Source organism: Melghirimyces algeriensis, from assembly GCF_900182565.1.
Taxonomy (GTDB): domain Bacteria; phylum Bacillota; class Bacilli; order Thermoactinomycetales; family DSM-45169; genus Melghirimyces; species Melghirimyces algeriensis.
In genome coordinates this window covers 12,815-39,652 of record NZ_FXTI01000016.1, presented here as the reverse complement: position 1 = coordinate 39,652, position 26,838 = coordinate 12,815, and the positions used below count along the sequence as shown (strand labels likewise).

At 46.9% G+C, this 26,838-nt stretch carries 21 protein-coding genes, 2 tRNA genes and 1 other annotated feature; of the genes, 22 read left to right on the top strand and 1 reads right to left on the bottom strand.

What is annotated here, in order from left to right; genetic code table 11:
- Window positions 1-480 precede the first annotated feature (480 nt).
- The 8 genes from dnaA to FN782_RS15775 all read left to right on the top strand — a co-directional run bounded on the left by dnaA (window position 481) and on the right by FN782_RS15775 (window position 10,478).
- Complete coding sequence (dnaA, locus tag FN782_RS15810) at window positions 481-1,779, top strand: chromosomal replication initiator protein DnaA (protein WP_185956376.1); 1,299 nt, start codon at window positions 481-483, stop codon at window positions 1,777-1,779.
- A 683-nt stretch (window positions 1,780-2,462) separates the two neighbouring features.
- Window positions 2,463-3,599, top strand: a complete 1,137-nt coding sequence (dnaN, locus tag FN782_RS15805; RefSeq protein WP_142506765.1) for a DNA polymerase III subunit beta — start codon at window positions 2,463-2,465, stop codon at window positions 3,597-3,599.
- 27 nt (window positions 3,600-3,626) lie between these two features.
- Window positions 3,627-3,845: a S4 domain-containing protein YaaA gene (gene yaaA / locus FN782_RS15800; protein WP_142506764.1), complete on the top strand. Its 219-nt coding sequence runs from the start codon at window positions 3,627-3,629 to the stop codon at window positions 3,843-3,845.
- A 13-nt stretch (window positions 3,846-3,858) separates the two neighbouring features.
- A complete protein-coding gene (gene recF / locus FN782_RS15795) occupies window positions 3,859-4,977 on the top strand; it encodes a DNA replication/repair protein RecF (protein WP_142506763.1) in 1,119 nt (372 codons plus the stop codon).
- Window positions 4,978-4,981: 4 nt separating this feature from the next.
- Entirely contained in the window at window positions 4,982-5,284 is a 303-nt protein-coding gene (remB, locus tag FN782_RS15790) for an extracellular matrix regulator RemB (RefSeq protein WP_142506762.1), read from the top strand.
- Complete coding sequence (gene gyrB / locus FN782_RS15785) at window positions 5,285-7,210, top strand: DNA topoisomerase (ATP-hydrolyzing) subunit B (protein ID WP_281285982.1); 1,926 nt, start codon at window positions 5,285-5,287, stop codon at window positions 7,208-7,210. It begins immediately after the preceding gene.
- 33 nt (window positions 7,211-7,243) lie between these two features.
- Window positions 7,244-9,691, top strand: a complete 2,448-nt coding sequence (gene gyrA / locus FN782_RS15780) for a DNA gyrase subunit A (protein ID WP_142506761.1) — start codon at window positions 7,244-7,246, stop codon at window positions 9,689-9,691.
- Window positions 9,692-9,806: 115 nt separating this feature from the next.
- Complete coding sequence (locus FN782_RS15775) at window positions 9,807-10,478, top strand: O-methyltransferase (RefSeq protein WP_142506760.1); 672 nt, start codon at window positions 9,807-9,809, stop codon at window positions 10,476-10,478.
- A 50-nt stretch (window positions 10,479-10,528) separates the two neighbouring features.
- Here the strand turns inward: FN782_RS15775 and FN782_RS15770 are convergent, their stop codons facing one another.
- Window positions 10,529-11,593, bottom strand: coding sequence for a YaaC family protein (locus tag FN782_RS15770; protein WP_142506759.1), 1,065 nt, complete (start codon window positions 11,591-11,593; stop codon window positions 10,529-10,531).
- Window positions 11,594-11,874: 281 nt separating this feature from the next.
- On the opposite strand from FN782_RS15770, the gene guaB reads away from it, so the two are divergent.
- The 14 genes from guaB to FN782_RS15705 all read left to right on the top strand — a co-directional run bounded on the left by guaB (window position 11,875) and on the right by FN782_RS15705 (window position 26,825).
- Complete coding sequence (guaB, locus tag FN782_RS15765) at window positions 11,875-13,332, top strand: IMP dehydrogenase (RefSeq protein ID WP_142506758.1); 1,458 nt, start codon at window positions 11,875-11,877, stop codon at window positions 13,330-13,332.
- Window positions 13,333-13,731: 399 nt separating this feature from the next.
- Window positions 13,732-14,961, top strand: coding sequence for a D-alanyl-D-alanine carboxypeptidase family protein (locus FN782_RS15760; RefSeq protein WP_142506757.1), 1,230 nt, complete (start codon window positions 13,732-13,734; stop codon window positions 14,959-14,961).
- Between the two features lie 91 nt (window positions 14,962-15,052).
- Window positions 15,053-15,955 (top strand): pyridoxal 5'-phosphate synthase lyase subunit PdxS, encoded by a 903-nt coding sequence (gene pdxS, locus FN782_RS15755; protein ID WP_142506756.1) that lies wholly within the window; start codon window positions 15,053-15,055, stop codon window positions 15,953-15,955.
- Window positions 15,956-15,977: 22 nt separating this feature from the next.
- Window positions 15,978-16,565 carry a pyridoxal 5'-phosphate synthase glutaminase subunit PdxT gene (pdxT, locus tag FN782_RS15750; RefSeq protein ID WP_142506755.1) on the top strand — a complete coding sequence of 196 codons (588 nt, stop codon included), beginning with the start codon at window positions 15,978-15,980 and terminating at the stop codon, window positions 16,563-16,565.
- A 14-nt stretch (window positions 16,566-16,579) separates the two neighbouring features.
- Window positions 16,580-16,808: a binding site (T-box leader), on the top strand.
- A 39-nt stretch (window positions 16,809-16,847) separates the two neighbouring features.
- Window positions 16,848-18,125 (top strand): serine--tRNA ligase, encoded by a 1,278-nt coding sequence (gene serS, locus FN782_RS15745; protein ID WP_142506754.1) that lies wholly within the window; start codon window positions 16,848-16,850, stop codon window positions 18,123-18,125.
- Window positions 18,126-18,241: 116 nt separating this feature from the next.
- Window positions 18,242-18,331 (top strand) — tRNA-Ser (locus FN782_RS15740).
- 181 nt (window positions 18,332-18,512) lie between these two features.
- The gene (locus FN782_RS15735) at window positions 18,513-19,637 is read left to right on the top strand and encodes a helix-turn-helix domain-containing protein (protein WP_142506753.1); all 1,125 of its coding nucleotides are present in this window, start codon (window positions 18,513-18,515) and stop codon (window positions 19,635-19,637) included.
- Window positions 19,630-19,983, top strand: a complete 354-nt coding sequence (locus tag FN782_RS15730; RefSeq protein WP_221930196.1) for a type II toxin-antitoxin system PemK/MazF family toxin — start codon at window positions 19,630-19,632, stop codon at window positions 19,981-19,983. The genes FN782_RS15735 and FN782_RS15730 overlap by 8 nt, the downstream gene beginning before the upstream one ends.
- A gap of 710 nt (window positions 19,984-20,693) precedes the next feature.
- Window positions 20,694-22,538, top strand: a complete 1,845-nt coding sequence (gene asnB, locus FN782_RS15725) for an asparagine synthase (glutamine-hydrolyzing) (protein ID WP_142506752.1) — start codon at window positions 20,694-20,696, stop codon at window positions 22,536-22,538.
- 164 nt (window positions 22,539-22,702) lie between these two features.
- A complete protein-coding gene (locus FN782_RS17345; RefSeq protein ID WP_281285980.1) occupies window positions 22,703-22,837 on the top strand; it encodes a hypothetical protein in 135 nt (44 codons plus the stop codon).
- Between the two features lie 216 nt (window positions 22,838-23,053).
- Window positions 23,054-23,129, top strand: a tRNA-Arg gene (locus FN782_RS15720).
- Between the two features lie 70 nt (window positions 23,130-23,199).
- The gene (locus FN782_RS15715) at window positions 23,200-23,802 is read left to right on the top strand and encodes a TetR/AcrR family transcriptional regulator (protein ID WP_142506751.1); all 603 of its coding nucleotides are present in this window, start codon (window positions 23,200-23,202) and stop codon (window positions 23,800-23,802) included.
- 74 nt (window positions 23,803-23,876) lie between these two features.
- Window positions 23,877-25,904, top strand: coding sequence for a YhgE/Pip domain-containing protein (locus FN782_RS15710; RefSeq protein WP_142506750.1), 2,028 nt, complete (start codon window positions 23,877-23,879; stop codon window positions 25,902-25,904).
- 147 nt (window positions 25,905-26,051) lie between these two features.
- Entirely contained in the window at window positions 26,052-26,825 is a 774-nt protein-coding gene (locus tag FN782_RS15705; RefSeq protein WP_142506749.1) for a metal ABC transporter ATP-binding protein, read from the top strand.
- Window positions 26,826-26,838: the final 13 nt, after the last annotated feature.

The following is a 26,838-nucleotide window of genomic DNA, read 5'->3' as shown; positions in this document are numbered from 1 at the left end:
CAAAGTTCGGCAGACAATCCATCCGGATGACATTCCTATTCATTATATCTATGTATCCAAAAAAATGTCAAGAATGGACACGGTGGATTTGTCCACATGTGGATAACTGAAACAGAAACGGTTATCCACATAGTTATCCACGGATTATCCACAGATTTCCTCAAGTTATCCACAAAATCACACCCTGTGGATACATTCTATCCCCACCCCTGTGGATTATGTGGATAAATTTCCAAACTCGTTGTGATGCCTGAATAAATTTGGTATGATGTTCATGCTTTCCATTGTGGATAAGTCTGATTGAAAACCAAGTTATCCACAGGTTGTGGATAACTTGAGGAATCATCCACACCCCCCTGATTCAGAGAAGTTATCCACAACCTGTGGAAACTGTGGATAGGGGGGGAATCCTCCGTGATAACAGGATTCCTCCTGTGGATAAATTTGTGGATAAATAAATATCGGGAAGGAGGGACCTCTCTGGATACACACATACAAGAACTTTGGGCACAGACGTTGGAACAGATTCAAGGAAAAGTCTCCAAACCAAGCTTTGAAACGTGGCTTCAGGCAACGGAGGCTGTCGCCTTTCGAGATGATACACTCATCGTCGCCGCACCCAACGAATTTGCACGGGATTGGCTGGAATCCCGATATGCGAATCTCGTTCGTGACACGCTGCAGGAAGTTACAGGATCTGTGGTGGGAATTCAATTTACGACCCATACACCCGATGACAAAGAAATCAAATCCAATATGCTCAATTCCCGGTATACATTTGACACCTTTGTTATCGGATCAGGAAATCGCTTTGCCCATGCGGCTTCCCTCGCTGTAGCGGAAGCACCTGCCAAAGCCTACAACCCTCTATTTATTTATGGAGGTGTTGGATTGGGAAAGACTCACCTGATGCACGCCATCGGTAACTATGTCCTTTCCCAACCTTCTCACACCCGCGTGGTTTATCTTTCATCCGAGCAATTCACCAATGAATTTATTAATTCCATCCGCGACAACAAAACGGATGATTTTCGTAACAAATATAGAAATGTGGATATCTTGTTGATTGATGATATTCAGTTTTTGGCCGGAAAAGAACAAACGCAGGAAGAATTTTTTCATACCTTTAACGCACTGCATGGCGAGAGCAAGCAAATTGTCATTTCCAGCGACCGACCTCCCAAAGAGATTCCCACACTGGAAGACCGACTCCGTTCCCGGTTTGAATGGGGATTGATCACAGATATTCAACCTCCGGATCTGGAGACCCGGATTGCCATCCTTCGTAAAAAAGCAATAGCGGAAAAGCTTGTGATTGACAGTGAAGTCATGGCATTTATCGCAGATCGGATCGACACAAACATTCGGGAACTGGAGGGGGGATTGACACGGGTTGTCGCTTACTCAGACCTGATCAACCAACCTGTGAGCGTCGAACTGGCCGCGGAAGCATTGAAGGATATTGTATCTGATGCAAAACCCAAAGTGATTGGCATTCAGGATATACAAAGAAATGTCTGTTCCTACTATCACCTGAACATCGAAGATCTAAAAGGAAAAAAACGAACCAAAAACGTTGCCCTTCCCCGTCAAATTGCGATGTACCTTTGCCGGGAACTGACAGACTGTTCCCTGCCCAAAATCGGTGAAGAATTTGGAGGGCGAGATCATACCACTGTCATTCATGCTCATGAAAAGATTTCCCGAACGCTCGCAATGGACCGCAGTCTTCAACAGGCTGTCGAAGATATAAAAAAACGGATGGTACAAAGCACCTAAAAGAACCTTGCAAAAATGTTCACTCGTACAGTTTCAATCGGAAATAAAAGAGAACCCCCATTGGGGGTAGCAAGAGCAACCCAATTCCTGGTATAATCGAACGTATGAGCGGTTTTCATCCCACTGATCGTGGGCTATTCTTTGAAATCGTTACGACGCGCCGAACGGATCTCTTCCGCTGGGTAAAACCATAAGAGCAGGCGATAAGGAACCAAAACGCTGGTAACAGGCGTTCCGCCCGTGAGGGTACATTCTAATTGTATGAGATGGGCTGATGAAACAGCCCCGAACTCAGGTACGCTATATCCAAGAAACCCATGCCTTGCTTTCAAGCGTGTGGAGACTTAAAATTATCCCCCTGTGGACAAATGTGGACAAATGTGGATAAATATCAACAGCCTATACACAAGTTATCCACAGCGTGTATAGGCTTTATTGCTGGGTTGAAGGCACTTATCCACATATCCACAGCCCCTATTACTACTACGACGATCTTTTAACTATAATATATATGTTATATACACTCCGAATAGAACTCAGCCTCTTTCCCTATTTTTTACCCAACATCTTTTCACAGACAGAAAAAGAATGGTTGAATAGTAGAGGGGCTCTTTCTCTTTGTACGAAAATAATCATGTATGGTTGATAAATGATCTGACAGATCAAAATGAGGAGGGTATCCCATGAAATTTCGGATCGCTCGCACTGCTTTAACAGAAGCGGTTTCTCAGGTTTCAAAAGCAGTATCCACCAAAACGACAGTTCCTATACTGACAGGGATTAAAGCAACAGTAGACGAAGAAGGGCTATGGTTGACGGGAAGCAACTCAGACTTGACGATCCAGGTATGCATCCCTATCCGTAAAGATGATAAAGAACAGGTAAAAGTGGATAGAATGGGTAGTGTTGTGTTACCTGGAAGGATTTTTTCCGATATCGTTCGAAAATTGCCGGGAGATGAAATCGACTGGGATGTGGATGAACGGTGGAAAACCGTCCTCTGTTCTGAACAGGCGCAATTTGAATTAAAGGGATTGGACCCGGAAGAATATCCCCGACTGCCGGAATTTCACGAAGAACGGATGTTCAGCTTGCCAGCTGACCTCTTAAAGTCTATGATTCGCCAAACAGGATTTGCCGTTTCCTCAGCAGAAGCCCGTGGGGTGTTAACGGGTGTTTTGTGGAAAATGGAATCCGGTCGTCTGACCTGCGTGGCAACAGATAGTCATCGTTTATCCCGCCGTCAGGCAGATGTGGAGGCACCGGAAGATTTTTCGATCGAAAATGTTGTGGTTCCTGGTAAAAGCCTGTCGGAACTGGGCAAGATCTTGGCGGATCAATCGGATTGGGTGGATGTCATCCTTTCGGAAAACCAAATCCTTGTCAGAGCGAACCGACTCCTCTTTTTCTCACGGCTTCTTGATGGCACCTATCCGGATACAAACCGTGTGATACCCGATGGTGGCAAAACAGAGATCCGTGTTTCCACAAAAGAAATATTGCAATCGGTGGATCGTGCTGCGTTGATTAGCCGGGATGGTCGGGATAATGTGATAAAATGGACAGTGAAAGAAGAGGGGCTGATTCAGGTCCAATCCACCGCACAGGATGTAGGCAGTGTAATGGAAGAGGTTCGCGCCCAGGTGAAAGGGGAGGAATTGAGTCTTTCCTTCAATGCTCAATATATGTTGGACGCTTTGCGTGCAGTGGATTCTGAAGAGATACAGATTCTCTTGACCGGTACAATGACTCCCTTTTTGATTCAGCCGGCGGACAGAGAAGATGCTTTGCATCTGATTGTGCCGATTCGCACGCGTTGACAAGCGTTGGAAAGGTGAGGGATGTTCATGAAGTCCATAACGATTCACACAGAATATATTACCCTGGGGCAACTTCTGAAAAAGCTTGACCTTCTGAGTACAGGTGGTCAGGCTAAGATATTTCTGGAAGAATATCAGGTAAGGGTGAATGGGGAGCCGGAAAACCGTCGGGGGAAAAAGATTTATCCACAGGATGTTGTGGACATTGAAGGATTCGGCAGCGTATGTCCGGTTCGGGAGGATTGAAAGGGGAGCGACCATGCATGTGGAGCAATTGGAGCTGAAACAGTTCCGCAACATTGAACAACTTCAATTGAATTGCCATGGGGAGCTCCACTTATTCGTCGGACCTAACGCGCAGGGAAAAACTAACATCCTGGAATCCCTCTATACTCTTGCCATCGGAAAATCGCACCGGAGTCGCAACCATCGGGAGTTGATTCAATGGAATCAATCCCTGTCTGTGCTGAAAGCAAGAGTGATGAAGGAGAACTCGATTCAAAGACTGGAGATCCGCCTGACTCCCCAAGGGAAAAAAGTGATACGCAATGGCGTGGAACAGCGTCGTCTGAGTGAATATATCGGCTCTCTCACCGCTGTTTTATTTGCACCGGAGGATTTATCCATCGTCAAGGGAAGTCCACAAGTGCGAAGGCGATTTTTAGATATGGAGTTGGGTCAAGTGAGTGCAACCTATATCCATCACTTGACCCAATATAACAAGTTGATTACGCATCGAAATCGCTTCTTGAAGGAATTGGGAAGAAAAAAGATCCATGATACTGTGATGCTGGATGTCATGGATCAGCAATTGATTGATTTATCCACAAAAGTGTGGATAAAACGGTTTACATTTGTGGAACAACTCTCTCGCTGGGCAAGAGAAATTCACCGTTCCATCACTCAAGGGTGTGAAAACTTAACCCTTGACTATCAGCCCTCCATCTCCGTAAAAGCGAGTATGGGTCCGGAAGAGCTGAGAAAGGTGATGCATCAGGAACTCGGTCAAATGCGCGATCGGGAAATCCACCGGGGAGTTACATTGGTCGGTCCACATCGGGACGACTTTCGCCTCACCGCGGGGGGCACAGATTTACACACGTATGGTTCCCAAGGACAGCAACGTACCGCGGCGCTCTCTCTCAAGTTGGCAGAAATTGAATTGATTTATCAGGAAACAGGCACTTATCCAATTCTTTTATTAGATGACGTTTTATCTGAGCTTGACGATTTCCGGAAGACCCATCTATTGGAGGCAATACGTGGGAAAGTCCAGACCTTTGTAACAACAACCGGTCTGGAAGGAATTGACCGGGAGACCTTGGAACGGGCCAGCATCTATCAGGTTCACCAAGGAAGTATTTCCAAACAGAGGTGAGACGGTGTTTATCCATCTCGGCGGCAATAAAATGATTCGAGCCAGTGAAGTGATTACCATCTTGGATGCAGGGGGGCGAAAGTCTCCCACCACCTTGGCCCCTTTTTTAAATGAAACGGGGAATCAGGGGCGTTTGGAGAGAATTTCCGATCTGGAAGAAGTAAAGTCTTTTGTAGTTACCCGGACCATTGTTTATGCTTCACCCATCTCTTCTCTTACATTGATGAAAAGAGCAGATCTGGAAGGAAACCGGGCAATGGGTGAGACGATCAACGGAGATCCGGAGAAAAAGGAAGACAAAGAGTAGGTGAGTGCAAAGGTGACGGTACAAAACAACAACTATGATGAGTCACAGATTCAGGTACTGGAAGGATTGGAAGCTGTCCGAAAACGTCCGGGGATGTATATCGGCTCTACCAGCTCGCGGGGGTTGCATCATCTGGTCTGGGAAGTCGTGGATAACAGTATTGATGAAGCGCTGGCCGGACGTTGTGACACGATTTCTGTAACTGTAAACGAAGACAACAGTGTAACCGTGGAAGATAATGGGAGCGGAATCCCGGTTGGGGTTCACTCCAAAATGGGTCGGCCCGCAGTGGAAGTGGTCATGACTGTGCTCCATGCCGGAGGGAAATTTGATGGAGATGGCTACAAGTTTTCCGGTGGACTTCACGGGGTGGGGGTTTCGGTTGTAAACGCCCTGTCGGAATGGTTGGAAGTCCAAGTGAAGCGGGAAGGGAAAATCCATGTCCAGCGTTATCGCCGCGGGATTCCGGAATCTGATCTGAAAGTGGTTGGCGAAACAGAAGAGACGGGTACCCGGGTGATCTTTAAACCGGACCCGGAGATCTTTACAGAGACAACGGTATATGACTATTCCATTTTGCAGAATCGTTTACGGGAACTGGCCTTCCTCAACCAAGGACTGCGGATTCAACTGAGCGATCGGCGGGAGGATGGGAAATCCCATGAGTACAAATTTGATGGAGGAATCCGCTCCTTTGTTGAACATCTGAACAAAAACCGGGAAACCCTTCATCAACCGCCGATTTATATTGAGGGACAAAAGGATGATATTGAAGTTCAAATTGCTCTTCAATACAACGACAGTTTTTCCAGCAACATTTATTCCTACACCAATAATATTCACACCCATGAGGGAGGAACGCACGAAGCGGGATTCAAATCGGCCCTTACCCGTACAATCAACGATTTTGCCCGTCGGAACAATCTTTTAAAAGAAAAGGATAATAATCTTACAGGGGATGACACCAGGGAAGGTCTGACGGCCATTATCAGTGTCAAGATTCCAGACCCGCAATTTGAAGGGCAAACCAAGACCAAATTGGGAAACTCCGAAGCGCGAACGATTACGGAATCCATTTTTGCCGAACAGTTCCTGATCTTTTTGGAGGAACATCCGGATGTCTCCAAAAAAGTGATCAATAAGGCGGTTATGGCTGCCCGTGCAAGGGAAGCCGCTCGCAAGGCCCGCGAGATGACCCGCCGAAAAAATGCTTTGGAAGTCAGCTCTTTACCGGGAAAGCTGGCTGATTGTACCTCCCGGAAGGCTGATATGAGTGAGCTCTACCTGGTGGAGGGGGACTCTGCCGGTGGAACGGCCAAGCAGGGGCGTGATCGTATGTTTCAGGCGATCCTTCCACTGCGCGGTAAAATTATCAATGTGGAAAAAGCCCGTCTGGACAAAGCGCTGTCCAATGAAGAGGTTCGAACCATCATTACGGCATTGGGGACAGGAATCGGAGATGACTTTCAGCTGGAGAAAGCCCGCTATCACAAGATCATTATTATGACGGATGCGGATGTGGATGGAGCGCATATCCGAACCCTGTTGCTAACCTTCTTCTACCGCTATATGCGTGAGTTGATTGAAAATGGGTATATCTATATCGCCCAGCCGCCTTTGTATCAGATTACCAAAGGGAAAAAAGTGCTGTATGCGTACAGTGATTCCGAAAAAGAGAAACTCCTGAAAGAAATCAAAGGCAAGGGGAAAGTAAATATTCAACGGTACAAAGGGTTGGGTGAGATGACTGCCACCCAGTTGTGGGAAACCACAATGGACCCGGAAAGCCGAACCCTGTTACAGGTTTCTTTGCAGGATGCGATGGATGCCGATCAGGTGTTTGAAACGCTGATGGGAGATAAAGTTGGACCCCGGCGGCAATTTATCCAGGAGTATGCTCGGCAGGTACGAAACTTGGATGTTTAATGAACAGAACTAAGAACGAGTGGAGGGAAGCGAATGTCTGAAGAAACCCAGCGCATCAACGAGATTAATATCAGCCAGGAAATGCGCAGTTCGTTCCTGGATTATGCGATGAGCGTCATCGTCAGCCGGGCCCTCCCTGACGTCCGGGATGGTCTAAAACCGGTACACCGACGCATCCTCTATACCATGCACGAATTGGGGATGACTCCCGACAAGGGATACCGAAAGTCAGCAAACGTTGTCGGGAATGTTTTGGCATCTTACCACCCTCATGGGGATGTGGCCGTATATGATACCATGGTTCGCATGGCACAGGACTTTTCTTACCGGTATATGCTGGTGGATGGTCATGGGAACTTCGGTTCGGTCGATGGGGATTCCCCGGCGGCGATGCGTTATACGGAAGCACGGATGGCATCCATTACACAGGAATTGCTCCGGGATATCGAAAAAGAGACCATTGACTATATTCCCAACTATGATGGTCGTCTGGAAGAGCCGGTAGTGTTGCCTTCCCGTTTTCCAAACCTGTTGGTCAATGGAGCAGCAGGGATTGCTGTCGGGATGGCGACCAATATTCCTCCGCATAACCTGACAGAAGTGATTGATGGATTGTTGGCTCTCATTAAGAACCCGGATATTACAATTGATGAGCTGATGGAGTATATCAAAGGTCCCGATTTCCCCACCGCTGGCTTGATTCTGGGTCGAGAGGGGATTAAAAAAGCTTATCGAACCGGCCGCGGTAGTATCAAGATGCAGGCCAAGACGCGGATTGAGGAAGCCAGCAACGGCAAAATGCGAATTGTGGTAGATGAGCTCCCCTTCCAGGTCAACAAGGCAAAACTGGTGGAGAAGATCGCAGAACTGGTTCGCGACAAGAAAATTGACGGAATCACGGATTTACGTGATGAATCGGACCGGAACGGTATGCGAGTCGTGATTGAGTTACGCCGGGATGTCAATCCCAAAGTGCTTCTGAATAACCTGTACAAGCATACCAACCTGCAAACCAGTTTTGGTGTCAACATGTTGGCTTTGGTGGATGGAAAGCCCTTGGTGCTCAACCTGAAACAGGTACTTCACCACTATCTGGAACACCAGGTAGAAGTGATTCGTCGCCGGACCCAGCATGATTTGCGGAAAGCGGAAGAACGGGCTCACATTCTGGAAGGTTTGAGAACCGCCCTGGATCATATCGATGAGGTTATTGAGTTGATCCGTGGCTCACAGAACACGCAAGAGGCCAAAGAGGGGCTGATTGAGCGGTTCGGATTGAGCGAAAAGCAGGCTCAAGCCATTCTTGATATGCGTCTGCAACGCTTAACCGGTTTGGAACGGGAAAAAATCGAGTCCGAGTATAACGAACTTTTGAAAACCATTGCCAATCTGCGTGCCATCCTCGACAGCGAGAAAAAGATCCGGGGCGTGGTACGGAAAGAACTGAAACAAATCCAGAAAAAATATGGTGACGAACGAAGGACACAAATTACAGCAGATGAAGGCGATATTGCGGATGAAGATCTGATTCCGCAAGATGAAGTGGCGATTTTGATGACGCATCGGGGATACATCAAACGTATGCCGCTTTCCGGATACCGGGCACAGCGTCGGGGAGGCCGGGGAGTTTCCGGAATGGGTACCCGTGAGAACGATTTTGTTCAACACCTGTTTGTAACGAATTCCCACAACCATTTGCTGTTCTTCTCCAACAAAGGCAAGGTTTACCGGATGAAGGCATATGAAGTTCCGGAACTTTCCCGAACGGCACGGGGGACTCCGGTGATCAATCTGATCCAGATTGATCAGGGAGAATATATTGAAGCCATCATCCCGGTGAAGGAGTTTACCTCTGATCATTACCTCTTTTTCGGAACGAAGTTTGGTGTGGTGAAAAAGACGCCTTTGGAAGAGTTCGGCCATATTCGCCGAAACGGGCTCTTTGCCATTAACCTTCGTGAAGGGGATGAACTGGTAGGTGTTCGCTTGACCGATGGGCGACAGGAGCTCATCCTGGGAACCCGTCGGGGAATGTCCATTCGCTTTTCTGAAACGGATGTGCGAAAAATGGGTCGCACGGCCACCGGAGTGAAAGGGATTGCTCTGGGAGAAAATGATGAAGTGGTTGGAATGGAAGTCGTAGACCCGGATCGGGAAGTGGTGGTTGTCACCAGCAAGGGTTACGGCAAACGGACTCCGCTTTCCGACTACCGAAACCAGTCCCGTGGCGGAAAAGGCATCAAAGCACAGAATGTCACCAAAACAAAGGGTCAAGTCGTCGGTCTGAAAGTGGTTTCTCCGGATGAAGATCTGATGATTGTTACCACTTCAGGAGTTGTCATCCGTATGAACATCGACGGGATCTCCCGTATGAGCCGCTATGCTCAGGGAGTGAAGCTCATTTCACTCAAAGAGGATGAAGTGGCCACTTTGGCCCGCGTCCCTACCGATGAGGAAGAAGAGGAGAACGCAGAGGAATAAATCCGGTAAAAGCTTCGCTGAATGAACAGCGAAGCTTTTTAGTATCTTTGTTAGCAGGAAATGAAATGGAGTCCGTTGAATGGATTAAGGACTATTGATTGAAGGAGAGAATAGGATGGACCAATCCGAAAAATGGACGGAGATCGACCATTACTTCAGTACAAATCTTCATGCCTCTGATCCGATCATGGATTCTGTGCGAAAAGCAAATGCAGAAGCCAACTTGCCTGCGATTGATGTCTCTCCAAACCAGGGGAAGTTGCTTTATTTACTTGCCACACTGAAAGGCGCAAAAAACATCTTGGAAATCGGGACACTTGGCGGTTACAGCAGTATTTGGCTTGCACGTGCATTGCCGAACGATGGAAAGCTGATCACGCTTGAATCCAATGATCAACACGCAAAAGTGGCACATGAGAATATCAAAAATGCAGGATTGGATGGAAAGGTTGAAATCCTTGTGGGAGCTGCTCTTGATACACTGCCAACGCTGGAACCCAAAGGATTTTCCGATTTTGATCTCATTTTTATTGATGCGGACAAACCCAACATCCCTCACTATGTGAAATGGGCATTAAAACTTTCCAGACCGGGAGCCGTTATTATTGTGGATAATGTAGTACGCAAAGGACATGTCATCGATGATAACAGTGAAGATTTAGGTGTACAGGGTATTCGTCAAATGGTTGATTGGTTATCGGAAGAGCCACGTATTGATTCAACGGCCATTCAAACGGTGGGGACAAAAGGATATGATGGATTTGTTCTGGGGGTTGTAAAAGAGTGAGTAAAAAGCCTCGCTGTTCAGTCAGCGAGCTTTTTATATTTTGTTCGGGATCAAATCTGTTGAAAAAGAATTTTTTCTTCAAACAGTTCATTCAGGATCAAATTGGGAAATTTTCGCTGGGTTACCTGCAGAAATTCCTCAATTAAGACGCGTTCTTCCGAGATCATCCCATAAATGATTTCTCCCCACAGAGGAGGTTCATATCGGCACAGCATACTGAGAGCAAACAAGAGGATATAGTGAACAAATCGTTCAGGCAGACAGCGGGTGTGATCCCTTACGTTTGGACACAGAAAATACCCTCCGGAAAGATCTTCCCGGAACATGGGATGATGAAATCCGAGACTCCACTGGTCCACATGTTGGACAGAAGGATGATGCCAGTATAACAAGAGACGGTTTTTAAGGAAAGGTTTCTCTCCATAGGAAAATTGAACCTCTGTTTCTGGGAAGTTGTTTAGTCGATTCACCATTGCCTGAGGGGTAAGATGAAGAACATCCAAGATCCGTTCTTCCACAATGAAAGGCATGCCCTCATTTGCATCTGCTGAAAGATCAGGAAGAGCAATGGGATAAAGCGTTTCCTTGGAAAAAAGCTGCCGATAGCCATCCTGTATTTCAGGGATTAAAGCAAACATCTCTTGCATGATCCATTTTTCCCCAATGATTTCGTTCCAACCATACGTTTGTGCCAATGCTGAAAAAAGTCCTTCCCGTTGTGCCTTCACCTCATCCGTAAAAAAGCGGAAATGTTCTCGCTTCCGTTTTCGGGTGGAGACACCGTGACGCAGCAGAGAGGAATTTTTCGGGTATTCTGGATCAAGCGTCAGCATCAGCGCTTTGGACAGGGTCATCATTCCGTAATAAACCAATAGAGGACGAACAAATAAGTCGCTCTTTTGTGCAGCCCGATAGTACTCCCTTGCCTGTTTCACATAAAAGATCAGTGACGGCGCTGTCCAAAATGCAACTTTTTGTGGTTGATCGATTCCTATTTTTTGATATTTTTTCTCCAGAAAAGGTCGCACAGTGGATTCATTCTCCAAAAGCAAAAAGAGATTCCACATTTTTGTTGTGGGTGAATCGCAGGGAATGCGCCGAATCGAAGAATTCATGTCGGACCCGCTTTCCACAAAAGATTGGATAGGCTTATTCTGTCTGAGATTCCTTCAGTTTATGACCAGATGACAAAAAACTGTGGATAACCTGTGGATAACTTACTGGGATTGTGGATAACTTATTTTTAATGTGTATTTGTTCTATTTGAAAATATATTGTTTTCGGAACATGACGTGCCTCTAAACCCTTGTCAAATCGCAACTTGACAGGGATTTTGCCGTCTGTTAAGATTGCAAAAACTATAACAGGGATTTATTAAAAAGGGGACGGAATTTAAATGTGGGAAACAAAGTTTGCCAAAGAAGGCCTCACTTTTGATGACGTCTTGCTGTTGCCTGCCAAATCAAAGGTACTTCCAAAAGATGTGGACGTCACCACGCGTTTGGGAGAGACGATTCAGCTGAATGCTCCATTGATCAGTGCCGGAATGGATACAGTGACTGAAGGACCCATGGCGATTGCCATGGCCCGGCAAGGCGGGATCGGCATTATCCATAAAAACATGGAAATTGCTGAACAAGCCGAGGAAGTGGACCGGGTGAAACGCTCGGAAAGCGGTGTAATCACCAAACCGTTCTATCTTTATGCAGAAGATAAAGTTTATGATGCGGAAAGCCTAATGGCCAAATTTCGCATTTCCGGTGTCCCTATTGTTGATCGGGAAAAAAAATTGGTAGGGATTATCACCAATCGGGATTTGCGCTTTATAAGGGATTATTCGATTTCGATTTCCGAGGTAATGACCCGCGATCATCTGGTTACAGCTCCTGTGGGGACGACTCTGCGTGATGCGGAGGAGATTCTTCAGAAGCACAAAATAGAAAAGTTGCCACTGGTGGATGACGATGGTGTTTTAAAGGGTCTGATTACCATCAAGGACATTGAAAAGGCAACGATGTTTCCAAATGCCGCCAAAGATCATCAGGGTCGTCTTCTGGTTGGTGCGGCGATCGGGGTGTCTTCTGATACCATGCAACGGGCCGCTGCCTTGGTGGAAGCGGAAGTGGACATACTTGTGGTGGACACGGCGCATGGCCACTCTGAAGGTGTATTGAAAGCAGTGGCCAAACTTCGCAAGGAGTATCCCGACCTCACCATTATTGCCGGTAATGTGGCTACAGGGGAGGGGACAAAGGATCTCATTGAAGCAGGAGCCAGTGTGGTGAAAGTGGGAATCGGTCCCGGTTCCATCTGTACGACACGTGTGGTGGCCGGAATCGGTGTTCCTCAGATTACAGCGATTTATGATTGTGCCACCGTGGCTCGTCAATATCAAGTACCCATTATTGCCGATGGCGGAATCCGCTTCTCCGGAGATATTGTAAAAGCTCTGGCGGCCGGAGCGGATGCGGTGATGTTGGGCAGTATCTTCGCAGGTACGGAAGAATCCCCAGGGGAAACGGAAATTTACCAGGGACGTCAGTTTAAGGTATATCGTGGAATGGGATCGATGGGAGCGATGAAAGCAGGAAGTAAAGACCGTTACTTCCAGGAAAACCAGCAAAAACTGGTTCCTGAAGGCATTGAGGGACGCGTTCCCTACAAGGGACCATTGGCGGATACCGTTCACCAGCTTCTGGGAGGCCTTCGGGCGGGAATGGGATATTGTGGTACGGAAAATATCCACGTTCTCAAAGAAAGTTCCCGTTTTATCCGGATTACAAATGCCTCCCTCGCAGAAAGCCATCCGCACGATATCCAGATTACAAAAGAGGCTCCCAATTATAACCTCTGATTGGCTGTTATCTGACCAAAACACAGGGAAGAGACTGCTGACAAAAATAATAAGAAGGGGATATCCGGTGGAGCATCCTTTTTCCGACGACCCAGCGGAACCCCTGGAAGTTCCAACCGCTTAGCGGATATTTTGTCCGCTGGTTGCGACCGGAGGGGGTGAAGCGGACTCCTTCCACTTCTTTGCTGGAGGAAAGAGATGCGGAGACGGAAATCCCCTCTCCCCCACTTTGTCATGAACCTCACACAGGGAATACTCCCTGTGTTTTATTTTTGGAAAAAATATTGTTATCCATTTTCTTCTGGTTTCTCTTCCGGTATGATGGGAGATGTGAAATGGCATCATTTGGCTGCCTTTGTGGTATATCCTATATCTTCATGAAACGGAGTGGCATACTAGGTGGTCGGTAAAAAGAAAATACTCTTCATTCTCTTTTGTTGTCTGCTGTTTATTTTACCTGCCCGACCAGCCGTTGAAGCTCAGAATACATATGCTGAGTTACCCCAACCTTTAAACGCTCGTTCCTATGTCCTGATGGAAATGGAAACGGGCAGAATCCTAAACGGATTGAAAGAAAATCACGCTTATCCACCGGCAAGTCTGACGAAGATCATGACGGAATATGTTGTACTCAAGGAAATGAAAGCGGGGAAACTGGATTGGGATGATCCGGTAAATGTCTCCCATCGTGCAGCCTCCATCGGAGAATCCCAGGTATATCTCAAAGCGGGTGAAACCCATACCGTTAAAGAACTCTTTACGGTGATGGCTGTTTATTCCGCGAATGATGCCACTGTGGCTCTGGCTGAACATGTGGCAGGCAGTGAAACAGCATTTGTGAAAAAAATGAATCGGGAAGCGGAACGCCTGGGTCTGAAGAATACCCATTTTACCAATGCTACAGGGCTACCGAGACACAGTTATCCGGATCCTCCGGAGGTCGATGGCAAACTTCGCATGTCATCATTGGATATTGCCCGGTTGACCCGTCACATGCTCCAAAAACATCCTGAGGTGAATAAAATCATTTCCCTTCCTACATACACCTTTCAGAAAGGGAATAAAAAACATACCGTGATCAACCGAAACACGATGCTTCCCGGTCTCCCGCATTTTTACAAAGGGGTGGACGGAGTCAAGACCGGATTTACTTCCAAGGCCGGTTACAATTTTGTCGGTACAGCGAAAAGGAAAGGAATGCGCTTGATTACGGTAGTGATGGGAACCCCCTCCAAAAATCGGCGGTTTACGGAAACAAAAAAGCTTTTGGACTATGCGTATGAAGAATATCAGATGAAACCCAAACTAAAAAAAGGGAAAGAGATTTCTGAAGACCTTTATATCCAAGTGCAAAATGGGAGCGAGAGGAAAGTACCCGTCGTGTCGGCGGACACTCGGAGGATTCTCGTAAAAGATGGGGAGGAGAACCGTTATTCCGTACAAGTAGAGTTGAAGTATGAATTGGAAGCCCCGGTTCAGGCCGGAACGGTGGTTGGAAAGGCCCGAATCCTGTATGATGGAGAAAAGATCCCTGGAGTCAAACCCGCTCGTATCGTGGTAAAGGAGGATGTGGAAAAAGCCGGGTGGTTTACTCAATTGCTTGGGATACTGGCTGATTGGTTTATATGATTGACTGAGGGGTTGTATTGTCAACAGGCGGGCGTTTCGTTACAATGAATCTTAATGAAACCGGATTCCGGGAGATTGGGAGGAAGAATGAATGACGGATCAAAGCGGTAGATTTGCCACTGGAACAGAGCGTGTAAAACGAGGAATGGCACAGATGCAGAAGGGCGGCGTCATTATGGATGTCGTCAATGCTGAGCAAGCTAAAATTGCGGAAGATGCAGGTGCGGTGGCTGTCATGGCATTGGAACGCGTTCCTGCCGATATTCGTGCGGCTGGCGGCGTAGCTCGTATGGCCGACCCGCGGGTGGTTGAAGAAGTGATGAATGCAGTAACGATTCCTGTGATGGCCAAAGCGCGAATCGGTCATTTTGTGGAAGCCCGTCTTCTGGAAGCGATGGGAGTCGATTATATCGATGAAAGTGAAGTGTTGACCCCAGCAGACGATAAATATCATATTGACAAAAGCACTTTTACGGTTCCTTTTGTATGTGGAGCACGCAATTTGGGGGAAGCACTCCGGAGAATCGGTGAAGGAGCTTCCATGATTCGGACCAAAGGGGAGCCCGGAACGGGAAACATTGTGGAAGCTGTCAAACATATGCGTCAAATGATGGCGGAAATCCGCAAAGTACAAAATATGTCACGGGATGAACTGATGGCAGAAGCCAAAAACATCGGTGCCCCTTTTGAACTCCTGTTGGAGATTCACGAAAAGGGACGCTTGCCCGTGGTCAACTTTGCGGCTGGTGGAGTAGCAACTCCGGCAGATGCTGCATTGATGATGCATTTGGGCAGCGATGGCGTTTTTGTCGGCTCCGGTATTTTTAAATCGGAACAACCGGCCAAATTTGCGCGAGCGATTGTGGAAGCGACGACACATTATGAGGACTTCAGCCGGATCGTTGAACTATCCAAAAACCTAGGCAGCGCGATGCCAGGAATTGAAATCTCTGCGTTGGAACAGGCTGACCGCATGCAGGAGCGCGGCTGGTAAAGGGAGTCCGGGAGGGATTGCCATGAAGATCGGTGTTCTCGCCTTGCAGGGCGCGGTAGAGGAACATGTAAGGATGTTGGAAAAGTCAGGAGCGGAAGCTCTGTCCGTTAAACATCCGCATGAATTGGAAACATTGGATGGATTGGTGATTCCCGGTGGTGAATCAACAACCATCAGTAAACTGATGCATCAGTACAAGTTGACTGAACCGATTAAACAGATGGGGTTGGCAGGGAAGCCACTTTTTGGAACCTGTGCCGGATTGATTATGTTGGCACGTCGAATTGAAGGAGTTAGTTCCTGTCATTTGGGTTTGTTGGACATTACCGTTCGTCGAAATGCTTTTGGAAGACAACGGGAAAGTTTTGAGACAGCGTTGGATATTTCCGGTGTGGCGGATGATTATGAAGCGGTTTTCATTCGAGCCCCCTCCGTTACAGATGTGGGACCTGGAGTGGAAGTGTTAAGTTCTGTCGATGACCGGATTGTGGTTGTCCGTCAAGGGCACCTCCTGGGGGCTGCGTTTCATCCGGAATTGACAGAGGATCATCGGCTTCATTCTTTATTTGTAACGATGGTTCAGGATTCCATGAAGATGACCACCATTTGATTAAATGGATAAGCATACAGGCAATGATAAGAATCAGTACTCGTTTTTAAGCGGTTTCAGAGAGACGGTGGTGGGTGTGAACCGTCCCGCCAAAACGGGGAATCCCTCTTGGAGCTGTGCGTGTAAATCGGGTTTCCGTACGAAGCGCAACCGGGGAAGGCGGACCGTTATCCCGTCATAGAGTGGGTTGGAAACATACATTCCGACCAATCAGGGTGGTATCGCGGAGCTTCCGTCCCTTGGGGGATGGAGGTTTCTATTTTTTTGAAGGGAGTGAGGTTTATGTTGGATCTGAAATTGTTGAGACAAGAGATGCCCTCCATTCGGCAAAGATTGGCACACAGAGGAGAAGATGTGAGCGGGTTGGATTCCATTATCCAACTGGATGAGCGTCGCCGGACGTTGCTTCAAGAGGTGGAGCAACTGAAAAATCAGCGGAATGTGGTTTCAAAAGCCATTGCTCAAAAGAAAAAATCGGGTGAAGATGCAACAGAAACCATTCAAGAAATGCGCCGTGTAGGGGACCGGATCAAGGAATTGGACCAGGAAGTTCGCAACGTGGAAGACCAATTGCAACATGTTTTGCTGACGATCCCCAATATTCCTCATGAGAGCGTTCCCATCGGGGAGAGTGAAGAGGATAATCAACCGGTACGTCATTGGGGTGATCTTCCCGATTTTGCTTTTCCGTTCAAACCTCATTGGGAGCTGGCGACAGAACTGGGTATTCTCGACTTTGAACGTGCAAGCAAGGTAACCGGTTCCCGCTTTGTGTTCTACAAGGGAATTGGAGCCCGTCTAGAACGGGCATTGATCAATTTTATGCTGGATCTGCACACTGAAGAACATGGTTATACCGAGATGATCCCGCCCTACATGGTGAATCGGGACAGTATGACGGGAACGGGACAATTGCCCAAGTTTGCAGAGGATTCATTTCAGGTGGCAGAGACTGATTATTACCTGATCCCGACAGCGGAAGTTCCTGTCACCAATTACCACCGGGGAGAGATCTTAAATGGACAGGAACTTCCCGTAAAGGTTGTTGCTTTCAGTTCCAATTTCCGTTCGGAAGCCGGTTCCGCAGGAAGGGATACAAGAGGTTTGATCCGGAATCATCAGTTTAACAAAGTGGAATTGGTGAAACTGGTTAAACCGGAGGAATCCTATGAGGCATTGGAACATTTGGTGCAACATGCGGAGAAGGTTCTTCAATTATTAAACCTTCCTTACCGAGTGGTGCTGATGTGTACGGCTGATCTCGGTTTTACTGCCGCCAAGAAATATGACCTGGAGGTATGGTTGCCCAGCTCTGATACATACCGGGAGATCTCTTCCTGCAGTAACTTTGAAGAATATCAAGCTCGGAGGGCCAACATCCGATTTCGACGGGAAGCCGGTGCCAAACCGGAATTTGTCCATACCCTAAATGGTTCCGGTCTCGCAGTGGGGCGTACGGTAGCAGCCATTATGGAGAATTATCAAGAGGCGGACGGAAGCATCCGGATTCCGGAAGCATTGCAACCCTACATGGGTGGATTGAAAAAAATTGAAAAATGATTCAAAACATCGGAGGGGCACTTCTCACACCCTTCGATGTTTTTATTGTTTTTCATCCAGTGATTTCCTATTGACAAAAGCGAGGACAAGAAATATAATGTAGAACTGTACGCTATGGAGAGGTGGCCGAGTGGTTGAAGGCAGCGGTCTTGAAAACCGCCGTACCTTCGCGGGTACCGTGGGTTCGAATCCCACCCTCTCTGCCAATGAAAAAAGGAAGTCGTCCAATGTTTGGGCGGCTTCTTTTTGTATATTGGGCCTCACAACCTGATCATGGAGAACCGTACCGGTGGTTGAAACAGGATCTCATTGGCAATCTTATAGGTAAACTTATGGTTTACAAAGTGCAAAAGAAAGCATAGAATGTAAACAAAAGGGGTGACCAATATGAATATTGGTTCAAGAATTAGGCTAGCCAGGGTTAGAGCGGGACTAACTATGCAAGAGCTGGCGAATCAGGTTGGAGTGTCTAAAACAGCCGTTTCAAAATTTGAAAAAGGAGAGACCGCTCCTCGTCAAAGCACCCTTTTACGTCTTGCTAAATCCTTGTCTGTTGGTGTCGAGTTTTTCTTTCGAGAAGTCAAAGTGGATACAATTGCTCCCGCATACCGGAAGCATTCTAAGATAGGGAAACGCTTACAGGAGACAATTGAGGCAAAAATTCTTGAAACGGTTGAACGTTATTTAATGGTCGATGATCTTTTTCCAGATGAATTGTCGCTAAAAGAGGTCTTGCCACAAATCCGAATTAACAGCGTTAAGGATGCAGAACTGGCTGCTAATGAATTGCGGGAAAAATGGAAGCTTGGGACAGACCCGATTGATGATTTATGCGGTCGACTTGAAAAAAGTGGTGTAAAAGTAATAGCTATTGAAGGCCCTAAAGGATTCGATGGGTTTTCATGCTGGGTTAAAAACGATGCCCAAGTTCCTGTTATTGCATTTAACGTAAATGTTCCAGGGGATCGTCAGCGCTTTAACTTAGCCCATGAACTGGGGCACCTTGTTCACGATGAATCCCCAGATGTGGACATCGAAAAAGCTGCCCACCGTTTTGCTGGTGCATTTCTGGTTCCGGATGAAGCGGTTTACGCTGAACTAGGCAAAAAAAGATCAAATCTGAGTTTCAATGAACTGCGACTCCTTAAACGAAAGTATGGTGTCAGCATCCAACTTTGGATTCGCCGTGCCTATGATCTAAAAATCATCGACAAATCAACTTATACGTCACTATTTAGGCGTCTTAGCGCCCGAGGATGGCGTTCAGAGGAACCAGAGCATGTGGCCCCAGAAAAACCGTACAGACTCGATCAACTTGTACACCGAGCGCTAGCTGAAAAACTTGTAACTCCGTCTTTTGCTGCTACACTATTAAACAAAACCCCGCAATCTCTGTTTGATGCTGAGACTATGCAGCTCTCAGAGCCTTCATCAGATTTAGTTAAGCAATATGCGGAAAATGAGGAACTAACGGCTTTTGAGGGTGCTGCTTTGGAGGATTTGTATGAGTAAAATGAGTAGAGGCCAGGTTTGGAATGTAAATCTGAGCCCATCGAAAGGGGCGGAAATGAAAAAAATCCGCCCCTGTGTTATTGTAAGCGCTGATTATATCGGTAGGTTACCTTTAAAAGTCGTTGTTCCCATAACTGAATGGAAGCCATCTTACGAAGGGGTGCCATGGTTTGTACAGCTCGAACCTAATGCTAAAAATGGATTGGATAAGCTCTCTGGTGCGGATGCGTTTCAAGTTAAGTCATTATCGGTAGATCGTTTTGAAGAGCAGAGAGGGGTTTTGTCCGAAGATCAGGTTGAAGATATAGTCGCTGCTATAGGCATTGTAGTCCAAATAAATTTATAATTTAAAAAGGCGGAACAAGTCTGCTTATTATGAGATTCTTTCCTTCTCTTTTATATTGCTCCAGTGAATCTTTACATGACCGGGGCGACGGAATTTTGGCATATGAACTGTATATGATATTCTCACACGTTGCTTGTTGAATATCCTCAAACGAAACGTGTATAATAAAGGCAAGAGAGAATAGTGTAGGACTGCCCCACCGTGGGCCTGTAGCCATAAGTAAAGGTGGTGCTTTACTTATGGCATTTAAATTACGACCCTACTTACAGCGGTTCAGCGCCGCATCTTCCGGTGACGCTTTTCGCGCCAATCCAGAAAGAGGCGGGCAATAGCAACAAGTGCGACGATGATCGCCGCAATAGCTTGTAGCCATTCCATACGCCTCACCCCCTTTGCCGTAAACTCGGCCCAGGCGGTGAGGCTTTTCCATTCTCCCTTGCCTATGAATATTTTACCATGCAGAGGAATGATAGACTAGACTAAGACTTATACAGAAGAAGAAAAACTAGGTGGGTTCACCCCTGCCCGGTTTTTCTGACCATTGAGGAAATCAGATCCGAAAGAAGATTTGAAACCCCACATAAAAAGATAGTTTCTATCTCGCACCTCTTTTCTTCTCCCACATATGATGTATTGGGCATCAAACCACCGAATAAAGGTGGTTTATTCTGATTGCGCATTCACCATCTCCGTCTGGGAGGGAGTTGACCATGTGCGGTATAACCGGTTGGATTGACTGGGAGCAGGATTTGAGCCGGGAGCGGGAGACACTGGAACGCATGAATCGACAGTTGGTTTGCAGAGGTCCGGATGCACAGGGAATGTGGCTTTCCCAACGAGCCGGTCTTTGTCACCAACGGCTGATTGTCATCGATCCGGAAGGCGGTTCCCAGCCGATGGTGCGACGATATGGAAACAGAAATCTGATCATCACCTATAACGGTGAATTGTACAATATGGATGAGTTGGCCGGTGAACTGAAATCCCGTGGCCATAGATTACAGAGTCGTTCGGATACGGAGTTGATTGTGGCTGCTTATGCAGAGTGGGGAGTGGAGGCCCCAAAACACTTAAACGGAATTTTCGCTTTTGCCATTTGGGATGAGATGGAGGAAAGTCTGTTTATGGCCCGGGACCGAATTGGGGTCAAACCGCTCTTTTACAAGATACAAGAGGGGCGGATGCTGTTTGCATCCGAATTAAAAGCGTTGCTGGCTCATCCGGATGTGACTCCCAAGCTGGATGCAGAAGGATTGGCGGAAGTGTTGGTGATGGGGCCTGCCCGTACACCGGGGCATGGTGTGTTTCAAGGAGTCAAGGAGCTCCTGCCGGGTACTTGGTTGAGAGCGAAACGGGATCACCTTCAGTGCCAGGCTTACTGGTCGTTAAAGAGTCACCCGCATGAAGAGGACATGGATCGGACGGTAAAACGGGTACGGGAATTGTTTACGGATGCCGTTCGTCGCCAGCTGGTTTCTGATGTACCGGTTGGAACGATGTTATCGGGTGGATTGGACTCCAGTTCCATTTCCGCCTGTACGGCGCGTTACTTTCAGGAAAAAGGCATGAAAACGTTAAATACGTTTTCCGTGGATTATGTGGATAACGATCGCTATTTTAAAACGAATGAGTTTCAACCGAATGCCGATGCTCCATGGGTAAAAAGGATGGCTGAGTATATTGGATCGGAGCATCATCATATTCTGATTGATTCCTTTGACTTGGTACCGGCATTGAAGGAGGCTCTGTATGCAAGAGATTTGCCCGGTATGGCGGATGTGGATGCTTCCTTGTATCTGTTTTGTCGTGAGATTAAAAAAGAAGCGACCGTCGTATTGTCAGGTGAATGCGCAGATGAAGTCTTTGGCGGGTATCCCTGGTTTCAGCGTCCGGAGTTAATCAATGCGAATACATTTCCGTGGGCTCGTTTTACAGAGGAAAAAGTCCGTTTCCTCTCTCCCGATGTGATTAATCATATTCGTCCCTTGGAGTATGTTGCGGATCGCTATCAGGAAGCGCTGAATGAAGTTCCTCGTCTTCAGGGAGAGAGTTCTGGGGAAGAACGAATGCGGGAGATTTTTTATCTGAGTCTCACCCGGTGGATGCCGACACTGCTTGATCGGAAAGACCGGATGAGTATGGCTGTGGGATTGGAAGTGCGTGTCCCCTTCTGTGATCACCATCTCGTGGATTATCTCTGGAATGTACCCTGGTCTTTAAAACAGGCGGATGGGCGTGAAAAGGGACTGTTGCGCAAAGCGATGCATGGAATGTTGCCTGACGATGTTCTGTGGCGGAAAAAAAGCCCCTATCCCAAGACGCATCATCCGCTTTATCTCCGACAGGTTCAGGACAGGGTGGTGGACATATTAAACAAGGGAACCTCTCCGGCACTGGATCTCTTGAATAAAGATGCCTTGCGGCAGTTCACGAAAAGGGATTTGACCGAGGAGCACTTTCCATGGTTTGGTCAATTGATGAATGTACCCCAATTTTTTGCGTTTATTATCCAACTGGATTTGTGGATGCGGGAATACCAAGTGCAAATTAAATAAAATTGGCTTCATTTTGCGAAAAACCTTTGCCAATTAAATCGGCAAAGGTTTTTCGATTGCATAAAATTTATCAAAACTTTTGTCGAATGACTATCCATTATAGAACATATGTTCTATAATGCTGTATAAGGACAGGAGCCCATCCCACTTAAAGGGGGGGTTTCATGGAAAAGTGGGTTCAACTGCTGGTTGCAACGGTTTCCTTTTTGAGGCTTCTCCTTGAACTGCCTCAAATGATGAACAAGTGGAACGGTTGGTATCGAAAAAAACGGTATAGCAAAAGGAGGAATTCCCGATAAACATTTCTGGGAAGGGAATCGATTCAGCAAGCTGAAGAGCTGTTGCAGGTCTCAATCGTTGGTTGGCATTGGACAGGTTCATTGCCTTTTGTGGGAGAAAATGCGGAAAGGTACACGTTTTCAGCAGGTTTCCAGCCGCCAAATAAAGGGCGGCTCTTCCTTTTCTCAGGGTTGATTATCCGTTATCAACCATGCTAAGATGTATAATGAGATTATACGCCCGTAGCTCAGTGGATAGAGCAGCGGTTTCCTAAACCGCGTGTCGGAGGTTCGATTCCTCTCGGGCGTACCAGAGAAACGTCGGCTGCCTTCCTTTTTTCCAAGGGAGGCATTTCTATTTTGGATGGAATGGAGGACAACAGATGAGCCAGGAAAAGACGGAACAAATATTTCAGGCAGCTGTAGAAATTTTTGCCCAACACGGGTTTGAGCGGTCAAAAATGGACGAAATCGCCCGTCATGCTGGAGTGGCCAAAGGAACGATCTATTATCATTTTAAAAGCAAGGAAGAGCTGTTTGTCGCCTTAATGAACAATCGAATGGAGAAAATCAAGGAGATGCTGAACCGGTGCATGAGTGATACGGATGATCCTGTCAAACAATTGCGCAATTTACTGGAAATGATGGTAACCTACCTGGTTCAGAACGGAACCTTTGCCAAACTGCTGATCAGTGAAGCGTGGGGATCGGTAGAGAGACAATGGGAGTTTCGCGCACGTATTCGTGAACTGGTCGATATTATCGAACGGGTGATCCATCGAGGGATCTCTCAGGAACGTTTTTATCCCTCCAACGAGTCGGATACCTCTTTTTCTATATTTGGTGCGGTCAGTGTGTTGGTTCTTCAGGAAGTATTCCGTGATCCACAGACGCAATCGATATCTGAGGAACGAATCAGTCAAATGGTGGATAGCATAGAACAGATGGTGTATCAAGGTGTGGTGATTTCAGGGTATCAAGAATAAACCTTTTCAAAATGGCATACCCATTATATAATTAGTATTGAACTGACCAGTCAGTTTATTGAGGAGGATTTGTGATGATGTGGTGGCGCAAGCGGAGAGAACGTACTCTCGCTTTAAATGATATGTGGAAAGAACGTCGTATGATTGTGATTTTATTAGGTATTATATGTATTCCCTTGCTATATAGTGGAATTTATCTCTCAGCATTTTTTGACCCCTATGGAGAGATGGAAAATCTGTCGGTTGCCGTTGTGAATGAAGATGAGGGAGTATCATACAAAGAGAAAAATGTAAACGTGGGTAAGGAGCTGGTCGATCGGCTGAAGGAGGATGACCAGTTCGGCTGGACCTTTGTGGATCGGGAAGAGATGGAGAAAGGCGTAAAAAAAGGAAAATACCGACTCGCTGTTTTGATTCCGAAAGACTTTTCAGAACGGGCAATCAGTGTGAAAGATCCGGAACCGTTGAAAGGGGAAATAAAGTATTATGCCAATGAGGGGTCAAGTTATCTCACCTCTCAAATTGGAAAGCGCATGATTCAAGGATTGCAGGATAGCATCGAGGAGAATATGATTCATGCCTATGCAGAAGTGTTGTTTGACAAAATGGATCAATCCGTTGCTCAATTGATTAAAGCCAAGGATGGTTCGTCCAAGCTGGCTGGAGCGACCGGAAAAGCGGAAGAGAAAACGGGCCTGATGGAAAATGGAGCGACAAAATTGACGGCGGGGGCCAAAAAAGTGGCAAACGGCCTCGGCCAAATGCACTCCCAGATCCAATCAAGCAACAAGGATTTGCCAAAGTTGAGAAATGGTGCAGAAAAGGTTCAAGAAGGAATTGGTACCTTCAATCAACTGATTCACAACCCAAAACTGGATCGAGGGGTTGCTGTCGTTTCTGAAAAAGCCCGTCAACTGAAGGAAGATATCAGTCAACTGAAAAAGATTGTTCAAGATCTGAATGCCAAAAACAACGAAGCGCTTCAATCCTATGAGCAGGTGTTAAAGAACAATCCGGAACTAGCTGATGATCCGCAAGCCATGCGTGTCAAAGAGATTTTAAATGAAGAACAAAGCAATCACAGCGACTTGAAGGAACGGGTGGAAAGGATCTTAGGCAAGGCGGAAACCGTTCTGGATCGGGCTTCTCGTCTGGAACAAGACTTGAACAAGATACAGAATTCATTTGATCAATTGTATAATGGGCAATCCCAGGTAGTTGCAGGAATCAAAAAAGTGGAAGCCGGTATGAATCAACTGGAAGATGCAACCGGAAAACTTTATTCCGGAGCCTCCCTGGTGGCAACGAAGCTTGACCAACTAAGCAGTGGGCTGGATCGATTGGCCTCCGCATTAAACCAGATCTCCGACGGACAAAGTACATTGACAGAGAAACTGGCGGATGGAGTCGATGAGGCACGGGAAGCCTTGAATGGCAAGGAGAATAAAGCGGATCAGATGTCCAATCCCGTTGAGGTGGATGAAGATAAACTGAATGAGGTGCCCAATTATGCGACTGGATTTGCACCCTACTTTATCTCCCTATCACTTTGGGTTGGAGCGATGCTCCTGTTTACCGTTTTGGATATGAAGAGACCGCTACTTGACGATTATCGCCCCTATTCCGGCCTGTCCGTGGCTCTGATCGGTGTGATTCAGGGATTGCTGCTCGTCTGGATGCTGCTTCATGTCGTGGGGATTGAAGCGAAAGAAACCCTTTGGCTTTACGCATTTACAGTGTTGATCGCCGTGGTGTTTATATCGATTAACCACTTCCTCGTTGCGGCCTTTAAAGATCCGGGGCGTTTCCTGTCCATCCTGACATTGATGTTTCAGCTGACATCCAGTTCCGGCACCTATCCGGTGGAACTGTTACCCTCCTTTTTCCAAGGAGTCAGTCCGTTCTTGCCCATGACCTATTCCATTGAGGGATTGCGTGCGGTTATCTCCACAGGGGATTTATCCGTCATGATGGAACAGGCCAAAATATTGATTGGATTTGGTGTGGGAGCTTGGTTGTTGAAATTGCTGGCAGAATGGATGTGGCGTGAATTGCCTCAACGATTGAAGCAAAGAAAGTTGAAAACAGCGGAGCAACAATGATAAAACCAGAGGGGATGAATCCCCGCTTTTTTATGGAATCAGACAAAACGTAATTATTACGATTTACAAAATGGTAGGTTACGCTTTATAATGAGAGAAATCGAAATCTGTGTAAAGGAGGAACTCCCCGACAGTGGGGATTTTCATATGACAAAACCGGTGTTGAGAATGGAAGACGTCTCTTTTTCCTACGAGAACCAAACCGTATTGGAACACATTCACCTTACGTTGCGAGCCGGGGAATTTCTTGCTTTGGTCGGGCCAAACGGTTCGGGGAAATCCACGCTTTTGAAATTGGTTCTCGGATCTCTTCACCCCGATTCCGGAAATATTTTCCTGTTCGGTTCAGAACCCCGTCAATTTCGGGAAGGGTCAAGGATTGGTTATGTTTCTCAGAAAGCCAACAGTTTTAATCAAGACTTTCCCGCCACTGTTCGGGAAGTGGTTGCTTCCGGCCTTTATGGAAAGCTTGGACTTTTCCGCCGAATGAAACAGCAACATTGGGAGCGGGTGAATCAAGCGATCGAACAAGTGGGACTCAACGATTTTGCTGATCGGAATATTGGTCGTCTGTCGGGAGGACAACAACAACGTGTATTTATTGCTCGTGCATTGGTGAGTGACCCAGAACTCCTCATCCTTGACGAACCCACTGTAGGTGTGGATGCTCATTCTGCTGAAGAATTTTACAAGCTGCTGGTTCATCTTCATCGACAGAAGGGTTTGTCCCTGTTATTGGTTACCCATGATATTGGAGCCGTAACCGCTTATGTGGATCGGATTGCTTGCTTAAACCGAAGGTTGTTTTTCCACGGAAACGGGGAGGATTTTTCAAGGGAGAAAGAACGCATTTTGACGGATGCTTACGGTCATCCCATTCATGTGATGGATCACCGCCATGAGGAGAATGTTTCATCCTGAACAAACATGATTG